Origin of the sequence: uncultured Methanobrevibacter sp. (assembly GCF_937906425.1) — an archaeon.
In the GTDB taxonomy this organism is placed as follows: domain Archaea; phylum Methanobacteriota; class Methanobacteria; order Methanobacteriales; family Methanobacteriaceae; genus Methanobrevibacter.
Window position 1 is genome coordinate 1 of the sequence record NZ_CALCYR010000038.1, and the last position, 11,704, is coordinate 11,704.

The window sequence follows — 11,704 nt, forward strand, 5'->3', positions numbered from 1 at the left end:
AATAAAATCCAACTATTAAATCATAAAAAAACCTTTAAAAAAACATTAAAAATTAGGTCTTGTAGAAACCCTAATTTTACACTTGAAATTGCACATCGATGCAAAAAATTTTTAAGTTTCTTTAAATCCAATATAACTCTCTTAAAATCGTTATTTTTTAATTACACTTGAAATTGTACTTGCACAGTAAAAAATAAGCACAATAAAGTATTTATATAAAAAAGGAGAATATATTTATATATGAAAAGCTTAAAAACATATTCTCCATATAAATATTTGTATTCCAAACAATTAAACCTTTTCGATTTTGGTTTGGAACCTGTTGAAGATAGTGTTCGTAAATTTTTAAAAGACTGTAAAAAGGATATTAAGGCTGTTAACTTGTTTAAATTCATTGAAGTCACATTTAACACTGCTAAAATGGTGTTAAATGACTATTCAAGTTATTTCAGCAATCATATTTACACTCAGCCTAAATTGTTCACAATTTTGGCCATAAAAATCTACACAAATTGCACTTATCGTGAATTAACAGATTTATTAGAATTATCTGATAAATTAAAGAATTATTTTGGCTTGAAAAAGACCCTCCCACTACACAACGATTCAGAAATTTTTAAAAGAATCCTTACAAATCGATTAATGATTTTATGGATTTAATTCTTTTAAAAAAATGAATTAAAGTGTGAATTAATCCCTATGGATGGAACCGGGCTCAAATGATTATGCCGACAAATATTGCACCAAAATACACAAGCAAGAGCGAAAACGCTATGTAAACTACCACGTAGCAATTGATGTTGAAACACGCTTGATTTTCAATCATCTCAACGCGGCCCTAGATACAATACAAATTTTGCCCCCTCTGCAATTTGAGGAGTAAAGAAGGATAAGCCCCATTACATACAAGAAACAAGCATACGACACAGAACTGATTAGAAAGTGCATTAATGAAGAAACTGGAGCTTTCGAGGAGATCCCCCTTAAAACACGAACAGGCCATTATCCTTTAAACAGCTCTGCAATCTTTCGCCCAGTTTTTTATTCAAAAAAAGAGTAGCAAATCGTAATGAAACGTAAATTTGATGGTACAAATCACACAGGAGTTTAATCCTGTCCATTAAAGAAACCAATCTCAAAGGATTGATTTACAAGATTTGGCGAACAATCCAAATTTCATAAAATGGAGGGTTTCTACAAAGCCAAAAAAATAAATAAAAAAATTAAAATTGGAAAAAATAATTTAAAAATAAAAAAGAAAAGAAGTAATATTAAATGAATATAATAAATAAAAAAGAAAAGAAATTAATTTAAAGGAATTCAATTTTTCCATTATTATTAATCAGGATTTCCTTTCCAATCATTATGTCAATTACAGAAATAATCCTATTGGAAGTCTTTTTGGAAGTTGATCTAAATCCAAAAGTTCTAGAAACCATTTTAGCTAATTCATTAACTTTCAATGATTTCTCAAATCTTAAAACCAAATCTATAGCTTTTTCAATTTCCAAATCAGAAATTAAATCAATATTAGGTTTAACTCTTTTTCTAACCTTGATTTGATCATAATCTCTAAACAAGAAATCATTTTCCCTAATTAAATTATAATTGGATTCATTTCTATCAATTGCCTTATAGATAGCATCCTTAAACTTAGTTCCTGCTCTAGATAAATTACAGCTTTCCCTTATTCTACGAATAACAATATCTGTATGAATAGGACCTTCACTAACCACTATATCCATAACAGCGGTTGCCAATTTTTTCTCATCATCATAGATTTCAGAAGAATTCTTAATGATTATATCTTCAATTTCTTCATAATCAGTAATATAATCTTCCAATTTACCTACAGGAGTCAATTTAGTATTATCTACAGAACTTAAGACATTTGCTTCCTTAATTCTTTCATTTTCAATTTCCTGATAATCATGATCCACATTGCTGATGATATTTTCAAACTCATCATCATCAATTTCAAACTCATCATCTGCAAATTCATTATCTATTAATTCATCTTCATTTAGGGAAACTCCATCATCAAAATCAAGAGTTGTATCCAGATTATCTTGAGTTTCCTGAGAATAATCCCTCAAACCAGGTTGATAATCAATATTTTGATTGGTGTTTTCTGAATTTAATGGAATAATAGGTTCAAATTCATCTCCAGAGCTAATCTCTGCACTAAATTCATTTGAGTAATTATCATTATATTTAGCAGATTCATCTTCATAGATACCTGTATTTTCAGGATAAACTTCATTTTCATTGGAATATTCACTGATTTTATCTAAATATTCATGTTTTTTAGAAGTGAACATTGATTCAAAATCATCATCAGAATTATTATAGTTAGAAACTTGTCTATCTTCTGCATATGAAACTCTTTCTTGACTTTCAGGAACAATAGGACTTTCATATTCAGTTGAATCATAAGAATCTTCATAATATTCATCTGGGGCGGAACGGTCAATGACATAAACCCTTTCACTTTCTGTAGGATTTTCAATCTCTTTCAATGAAGCATTAATGTATTTCATTTCATTTTTGATACTTGAAACAGCTCCTACAAGACCTGTTTTATTTCTATCATCAGTTCTTTGATAATTGACAGCATTCTTTTTAAGTGCATTTTCAATTCCTGTAGCAGTATAGAAATAAGGGTCCTCAGCATTAGAACTAACTTGAGAATCGTTTTCCACATTTGAATTAGGATTTTCACTATTATAATCTTGAGCATATACCTCTCCAGATTCATCTTGAGGTTTTTTATTAGGTTTTTTATAAATTCTTTTTTCTGATTCCTCAGGATATTCGTTAATGTAATCATTATTGATTTCTTCATTAGAAAATTCTTGATTATTATCATTGGAAATTATTTCATCTTCATCTTCTGAAATAGGAACAATATAATCTGCATCTTCCCCATATTCCTCTTCTTTTTGCCTTTTTTCAGCACTAATTGGAACTATATAATCTGCAGAATCATCATAAGATTCCATAATTTCTCTTTTACGTGAAACATCCTTTTGTCTCATATTCTCATTTTCCTCATCAATAATTTCTTCCTCTGAATCAATTTCATTCAAATCAGAATAATATGCATCATTATTATTAGTAATGGATTCATCATTTATAAGGGTTTCTTTTTTATTTACATCAATAATGTCATCTTCTAACCCAATATATTCAGATTCACTTATAAAATCATCAGAATCAATATATTCAGATTCATAATAATACTCTTCTTCAGAATAGAATTCATCACCTATCACACTAGCTTCTTCAAAATCTCCTTCAGAATAGGATTCACCATTACCCATTGAATCCTCTTCTCCAACAGAGACATCAGAAGAATTATTTATATTATTAGACTCTTTAAATTCATCTTCAGGAAAACTGTTAGGATAGGATTGTTTTTCCTTTTCCTCATATTCTACATTAATAATATCCTCATCTGAAGAACCATAAATAAATCCATCTCCAATATTTTTAAGTTTACTGAATAAAGATTTAGGTCTTGAATTGGATTTATTATTGGAATCTTTATTAGATTTCCTATTATTCTCATTAATGGATTTACTAGAAGAATCCTTTACAGATTTCTTATCAGATTTCTTATTATTCTCATTAAGGGATTTATTTGCAGAGGCTTTTTCAGATACCTTATTTTTATCATTAATGGATTTTGCATTATTATCTGAATTAGAATTTTTATTTTCTTTAATTTTATGTTCTGCTTTATTAGAAGTTTTAGAATTATTTATATTTGCTAAATCATCCAAATCGCCATCATCATTATCATTAGAAATATTAAAATCTTCTAAATTATTCTCATTATCTACAACATCTTCAGCTAAATCCTCAATTGAATCTTCATCAACACTATAATCGTCAACTAAATCCTCAATTGAATCTTCATCATCAACATAATCGTCAGCTAAATCCTCAATTGAATCTTCATCAACACTATAATCTTCATCAACAATATAATCTTCATCCAAATATTCATTGGAATCTAAATTATTTGCATTATTTTCCAAATCCTCATTTGAATCTGAATTTTCTGTAAATTCCTCTTCAAATCCTTCTAAATATCTGCTGATTAAATCTTCTTTTTCTTTTTCTTTAGCCAATTCTTCTTCACTTAATCGGATTCTTTCAATTTCATCATTTTCCTGTTTGGCCTTAAGTTCATTTATCCTTTTAATGTCATTGTCTACAGCAGAATCTTCCATATCTAAATCTTCAGGATTATCCTCTCTGTTATGAGTGGAACTGTCATTTTCCATATCCGATTCATCACTTATTGAAGAATTATTCAAATCTCCTTCATCTTCCAAATTTTTCTTTTTATCAATAATGACAGTGGTTACAGGATTAATTTGCATTGATTCAATGTCATTGATCTTATTTTTCAAATCCTTGATTTTAGTGTTTACAATAGTTGATTCAATATATTCCAACAATCTGGTTCTAGCCAAATCACTGTTTCTATACCAGTCAGTGGACCAGACATGGTAAATATTCCAACCTAAACCATTTAAGACCTGTTCTCTCAACCTGTCCCTGTCTCTAGCAACCTTGGATGAAGCATAATTATTACCATCAGTCTGAATACCCAATAGGTATTTTCCAGGATTTTCCTCATCAATGATTGCCAAGTCAACCCTGAATCCCGCACAACCAATATGCTTATCCACCTGATAGCCATTATCAATTAGGAAATTATAGATGGAATCCTCAAATGGAGCTTCCTCATAATCATCTTCAGCTACAAACTGATTAAGCTGTAAATTTTCAGCATATTCCAAAAAGCTTTGTAGGGATTTTACACCAAATGGAGGGTTTGCAGTCAAATGAATATCATGAGCTCTGAAATTAGTAAATACCACACATTTTTCCCTTGCTCTTGTAATAAGTACATTTAAACGTCTTTCACCACCATCTTGATTTAAAGGACCAAAGTTCAAGGACATTTTTCCTTCTGTATCGAATCCATAACCTACACTGATTAGGATAACATCCCTTTCATCCCCCTGAATGGTTTCAAGGTTTTTAACGAAGAATCTTTCATCACGTTTATCTGAAAACAATGGTTCGAATTCAGGATGGTTCTTACGTTCAATTTCCAATTCCTCTAAAATTGCATTTTTCTGAGCAACAGAAAATGTGCCGACACCTAAACTCTTCTTATCACCATATTTTTCAAAATGTCTGAATATTTCCTTTACAACATCCTTAGCTTCCAATGGGTTTGCAGAACCTTCTCCCCTATGATATGCAGTGTTAGGATTATAATGGAATTTCAAACCTAATTCTGAATCATTATGGCTTGGTGAAGGATATACCAAGAGTTCATTGTCATAGAATTCCCTATTTGAAATATTGATTAAGGACTCATGACGACTTCTGTAGTGCCATTTCAACATTTTTACAGGGAATGATAACTTACATAAATGTAAAATACTTTCCATATCCAAAGCTGTAGCTACCTCTTCGCCACTTTCACTGTCTGTCATCTGGTCAAAGAAGCTTGTAGGAGGCAATTGTTGGGTATCACCCATTACAACAGCAGTTTTTCCTCTCATGAATGCACCTAATGCATCCTCCGGTTTTACCTGACTGGCCTCATCGAAGATAACCACATCAAACTGTAATTTAGGATTTGTAGGATCAAGATATTGTGCAATGGACAATGGACTCATCATGAAAACAGGTTTAATCTTTTTGATTGCTCCTCCTGCCTTTTCAAGTAAGGTTCTAACCGGCAAATGTCCGCTTTTTCTTGTAAATTCTCCTGCCAATACCTTAGCCTCTTCATCAGCTGCACCGCCGAAAATCTTAGGAATTTCACTGTTTAGCTTATTGAATATTCTTTTTCTGTTAAGGTTTATTATCTTTCTATCCAAATCCTTAAATTCCTCTATGCGGTTTTCATGCAATTCTCCAATGAAACCTGCCAATACAGGATTTTCATTAAATACAATATTTAAGAGACTGTCTGCGAAATTACCTAAAACCAAAGGTTTTACATCATCCTTTTTAATGTTTCTCTTTTCAACAGTCTTGATGAAAATGGAAGCATCAGTATCCAAGATTGACTTTTTGGTATTTGAATATTGTGACCATAAATGAAGGCTTGAAAGTTGTCCCTTCCAATTGTTCAATTGCAATTCCCATTTGTCAAAAGGAACATCCTCTGTTTCCCTTTTAAATATGATTTTACTTCTTGGGTTTAATTTGGATTCCAATTTCTTTAAGGTTTCATAGAATCGGTTACCCTTTTCAATATAATCATCTATGCCATCATCAATGCCCTGATGGAAAAGGTCATTTGTCAAAATCTTTACGGTGTTTTCATTGAAGGTTCCATTTGAAATGAGATAGGTAAATTTGCCCATCCAGTTTGCCAAAGCCTTTAATTCATTAATATTGGCATTCTCACTCCATAGTGCACCGAAATACCTTTCTGCAAGTGCCTCATTATCCTTGATTGCCTGTCTGACCTTTATTTGTTGGCGAACCTTTACTAAATCATTTATGACTTCCCTATCACTTGGAACATTTCCATCATATAATCTTTCAAGCTCATCCTTGTGGGAATTTCCGCCAAACAACTTGAATCTCTTATTCAAATCATTGTTTAGGTCATTTATTATTGTATCTAAATCTGCAATGAGCAAATAATCTGTAAATTTATTAAATAATCCGGAAGCATTTTGATAAGCAGACAATAACTGGATTAATTCTCCAGCTCTTTTAGGATTATTGAACCATTCCTTATTCAATAGAATTGAACTGTCCACCAAATTAGCGCTATCGCTAGTTAAGAGGCCTAAAGCAGTTATTGAATCTTCATATTCCTTTAAGGTATTTGGCACCTTTATGCCATAAAGATCATTTACAAGATCCATTTCATATCTGAAATCATTTAGGCTATCAAGACTGTCTCTAATTAACAACTCTATTTCCCTTAAGTCTCCTGGAAGCAAGCTTTTCGGATTGCAATAACTCCATGGATTGTTTTTGGAAATGGTTCCATAAAGTTCTGCCAAGTTTTCCAAAGACAATATAATATCATCCAAGTCCTTCATTGAAATCTCTTCAGGATGATTGAAGCGAACCAAAGGCAATATCTTATTGTTTCTCTTAAAATAATCCTCTGAAGACTCCTTCATACCATATAATTCAAATGGACTTAAATTGACTCTTGCTATAGCTTGATGAATAATCTCCGCATACTCATCCAATTGATTACGTAAATTCTCCAGTTTCCTTAAGGTCTGATCCAATTTCAAGTCTCTTGTAGCCCTGACATTGGTAGCCTTTTGAAGGTTTTTCAATAATTTCTTCCTTCTTGTCTTATGAGAATGCAATTCCAGAACAAATTTTCCAAGACCTACACTGTCCAATCTGCTTTTTACAACTTCAAGTGCAGCCATCTTTTCACTGACAAAAAGAACTGTCTTTCCTTCTGCAATAAGTTCAGCAATTAAATTTACAATGGTTTGACTCTTTCCAGTTCCAGGAGGACCTTCAACAACAAGGTTATGTCCTGCCTTAACGTTTTCAATTACAGCAATCTGGGATGAATCAGCATCCAAAACCTGATACATAGTCTTATAATGCAATTTCTCGTCTACATCATCCTCTTCAAATGTGTCTTCATAAACATTTTTGCTAGGATTGAATATTGCCTGAATCAATTCATTTTTGGTCAAATCAACATTTTCATTCCAGCTTTCAGGATTAAGGTCATTATACATTACAAATTTGGTGAATGAGAAGAAACCAAGTGCAACTCCATCCTTTACACTCCATTTGCCAAATGGCCTAATCGCTTTTCTAACCTCTTCCAAATACTGATTAACCCCTTCTATATATGAGCTTTGTTCAAATTTTGGAAGTTCAATTCCTACTTCACGAAGCTTGGCCTGAATGGAGATATTGTTTTGTATATCTTCACCTGTCCAGGAGAGAGAAAATGAATTTCCAACTTTCTTTCTTTCCATTGCAACAGGAATGAGAATTAAAGGAGCCAAATTCTTTTGCTTTGGTTTTCTGTTGTCAATCCATTCTATAAATCCAAGGGCAATATATAGAATATTGTAACCTTGCTCCTGGATCATGGTTTTAGCCTGTTGGTCTATGTAGAACAATCTTTTTTGAAGTTCACTCGGAGATAAATCAGCCTTTAAGGTCTTATCTCCTTCTGAGGATAAAAACTCCTTGGTTTGGTCAATGAAAGTGTGTGCTCTTGACTTTTTGCTTTCCTTCTTGTTAGGGGAAAAATACATCTTCTTATTTTCCAAGACCAAGGTTTTATATGCATTCATTGGTGTTTGATTAATAATATTGAGATTTCTGTTTCTAGCCTTAAAATTAAGAAGAGGATTTCTTAATGTTAAATCCAGGAGTTCCTTTCTTAAGTTTTTAAACTCCTTCTCAATATTTTTATTTGAATTATTTTTCTGTGGTGATCTGAATTGCATTATATCCCTTTACCAATATAATTTGACAATGTGAAAAATTAAAATAATTTATAATTATTAAGAATCTTGAATTATATTAAATTTTTAAAAAAAAAATCATATGAATTCATTTAAAATTATACAAAAACTTATAAAAAAATCATATAAATCAAATTAAAATATACAAAATCCTATAAAAAAATATATGAATTTTTTAATAATTATTGATACAATATTAAATATATTTTTAGTAATTTATAAAGTTTTGTAATACTAAAATTTTATATAAAAACTTATTTAAAATTGAATTAAAATATTATAGGATTTAAATAAATTTTATTAATTTTTAAGAAAAAATATTGAAAAAAAATCTGATTATAAAATAAATACCTTATTTTTAAAAAAATAAGCTTTAATTAGTCCATTATATTGAAAAATAATTTTTTATATTAAATTAAAAATTATATTTTTCTAAATCTTAATTAGCTTAAAAAGATTTATATATACAAATGATTAAAATTAAAAGTATATATACAAAAATAATGGGATATGGAAAATTCTTTTTTAAAAATTAAAATAGAATTTTAAAAAATTTAGTTGGGAGATTAAAAATGGATTATAAAAGTAAATTTGGATTTGGATGTATGAGACTGCCATTAAAAGATGAAAATGATCCGACATCCATAAATCAGGAATTGTTTAATGATATGGTAGATATCTATATGGAAAAGGGATTTAATTATTTTGACACATCTTATGCTTATCATAATGGAACTAGTGAAACAGCAATGAAAAAGGCTATTGTTGATAGATATCCTCGCGAATCCTTTAAAATATGTGACAAGATGCCTACATGGGCCTTAACAAGCAAGGAAGATAATGAAAAATTTGTAAAGACTATGCTTGAAAGATTGGGAATTGATTATTTTGATGTTTTCTTTATCCATAATATCAATGTACCATGGTTAAAACTAGCTGAAGAGAATAATTCATTTGATTATATACAAAAAATGAAAGAAGAGGGTATTGCAAAAAAGATTGGCTTCAGTTTTCATGATAATTCAACACTGCTTGAAGAATTCCTTGAAAAATATGGGGAAATATTTGACATTGCCCAATTGGAACTTAATTATTTGGATTGGGAAGATCCTGCAATTGAATCCCATAAATGTTATGAGCTATGTGTAAAACATGGGCTTGACGTTTATGTAATGGAACCCCTAAAAGGAGGAGTGATTGTAAACCAGCCAAAAGAGATTGAAGATAACTTTAAAGAATTCAATCCAGATAAATCCATTGCCAGTTATGCATTAAGATTCTGTGCATCCTTGGACAATGTTAAAATGGTTTTAAGCGGAATGAATAAGATGGATGATCTTTTGGAAAATATTGAAACCTTTGAAAATTTTACTCCATTAAGTCCTGAGGAAGAGGAATTCCTGCTGATTCAAGCGGATAAATTAAGGGAAAACTTGGCAGTTCCCTGTTCTGAATGCGGATATTGCCTTAAGGCTTGCCCATGCGATATTCCGATTCCAGAATACTTTAAATTGTATAATATGCATAAGGTTCAGGAACAGTCCAATATTTATAGGCTATACTTTGATAAGTTAGGGGAAGAAAAGGTCCCTGCAAGTGATTGCATTAAGTGTGAAGCCTGTATTGACTATTGTACTCAAAAAATAAACATTCCTGAGGAACTTGAAAATCTTTGCAACCATTTCCAAGAAGGTTTCAGTCCATATGGATGAGTAAAACTAAAAAAAGAAGTAAAAAAAGATATAAAGAGATAAAAAAAATTATAGTAAAACAAAAAAAGAACTTAAAAAATTAATGAGATATAAAAATTATAATAAAACTAAAAAAAGAAGTAAAAAAAGATACAATGAGATAAAAAAAAGAAGTAAAAAAAGATACAATGAGATAAAAAAAGAAGTAAAAAAGATATAAAGAGATAAAAAAAGAAAAAAAGAAAAAATAAGTAAAAAATCAAAATGATTATTTACTTTTAATTTATTTAACCGAAATGTTTGTGTGCATCTTTTCCTAAAGCGTCAGCAGCAAAGATTGCGTTTTTAACCATTTGAACATCGATTTCAAAAGGCATGTTAACAGCTGTATCAGTAGGAGCACATGCAACTTCAGCAACTCGCAATATTTTTTCTTCAGTAGGGTTAGTAACTCCGATTTCTTCAAGTGTTACAGGTAATCCTACGGAAACACAGAAGTTTAATACTTCATCTAATTCTTCAACAGGTGAGTTTTCAAGTACTAATTGGGTAATTACACCAAAGGATACTTTTTCACCGTGTAACATTTTGTGACATTCTTCTAATTCACTGAAACCATTATGGACTGCGTGAGCAGCAGCTACTCCACCACTTTCAAATCCAATACCTGATAATAAGGTATTAGCTTCAATAACAGCTTCAACTGCTTCAGTTAATGCAGCATTTTCTAAAGCCAATTTAGCTTTGTAACCGTTTTCAATTAAGGTGTCATAACATAATTCTGCAATTGCCATAGCAGCTAAGGTAGGTTTACCATTTGCGAAGTTGTCTCCACCATGTTGGTTGGAAGCTCTTGCTTCGAAATAGGTTGCTAAAGCGTCACCCATACCGGAAATAGTCATTCTAACAGGAGATTTGGAAATAACTTCACTATCCATGATGACCATATCAGGGTTTTCTTTTAAGAATAAATAGGATTCTACAGCTCCATCTTCAGTATAAACAACTGATAATGCACTACATGGAGCATCAGTACCAGCAATTGTAGGACAAATAACTACAGGAAGATCTAAATAATATGCAGCAGCCTTTGCTGTATCGAAAATTTTTCCTCCACCTACTCCCACAATAGATTTAACATCATTTTCTTTAGCTACTTCAGATAATCTGTCAATTTCACCAGTAGTACATTCTCCATTAAATACATCAAAGACCAATTCAACATTCGCTTTTTTGAAACTTTCTTCTAAAATTGGCCCACTTCTCCTTAAACCACCATTACTGATGAGAACAAGAGCTTTATCCCCAAAAGTTGCAACATAGCTTCCTAAATTATTAAATTCTCCAGGTCCTTGAATATATTTACTTGGCGCAATAAATGTTTTTGTCATATTTTTTCCTCCATTTATATTTTTTATTTAAAAAAAAATAAAAATATAATCTTAAATAGATATTAAAATCTAAATAAATTGTGTCAAAACTAAATCCCTTAAACTTAAA

The 11,704-nt window shown here is 30.7% G+C and carries 5 protein-coding genes; 2 read left to right on the forward strand and 3 right to left on the reverse strand.

The genetic code is table 11. The annotated features are described in order from the left end of the window. The first annotated feature begins 240 nt into the window (after positions 1–240). Entirely contained in the window at positions 241–660 is a 420-nt protein-coding gene (locus tag Q0138_RS01130; RefSeq protein WP_297979752.1) for a hypothetical protein, read from the forward strand. Between the two features lie 178 nt (positions 661–838). Here Q0138_RS01130 and Q0138_RS01135 read toward each other — a convergent pair whose 3' ends face one another. Further along, positions 839–1,003 (reverse strand): hypothetical protein, encoded by a 165-nt coding sequence (locus tag Q0138_RS01135; protein WP_297979754.1) that lies wholly within the window; start codon positions 1,001–1,003, stop codon positions 839–841. Between the two features lie 307 nt (positions 1,004–1,310). Next, positions 1,311–8,495 carry a DUF3320 domain-containing protein gene (locus Q0138_RS01140; protein WP_297979757.1) on the reverse strand — a complete coding sequence of 2,395 codons (7,185 nt, stop codon included), beginning with the start codon at positions 8,493–8,495 and terminating at the stop codon, positions 1,311–1,313. A gap of 590 nt (positions 8,496–9,085) precedes the next feature. On the opposite strand from Q0138_RS01140, the gene Q0138_RS01145 reads away from it, so the two are divergent. Beyond that, positions 9,086–10,225: an aldo/keto reductase gene (locus Q0138_RS01145; RefSeq protein WP_297979760.1), complete on the forward strand. Its 1,140-nt coding sequence runs from the start codon at positions 9,086–9,088 to the stop codon at positions 10,223–10,225. 266 nt (positions 10,226–10,491) lie between these two features. Here Q0138_RS01145 and Q0138_RS01150 read toward each other — a convergent pair whose 3' ends face one another. Further along, on the reverse strand, positions 10,492–11,595 hold the full coding sequence (locus Q0138_RS01150; protein ID WP_297979762.1) for a glycerol dehydrogenase: 1,104 nt from the start codon (positions 11,593–11,595) through the stop codon (positions 10,492–10,494). Between the last annotated feature and the right edge of the window lie 109 nt (positions 11,596–11,704).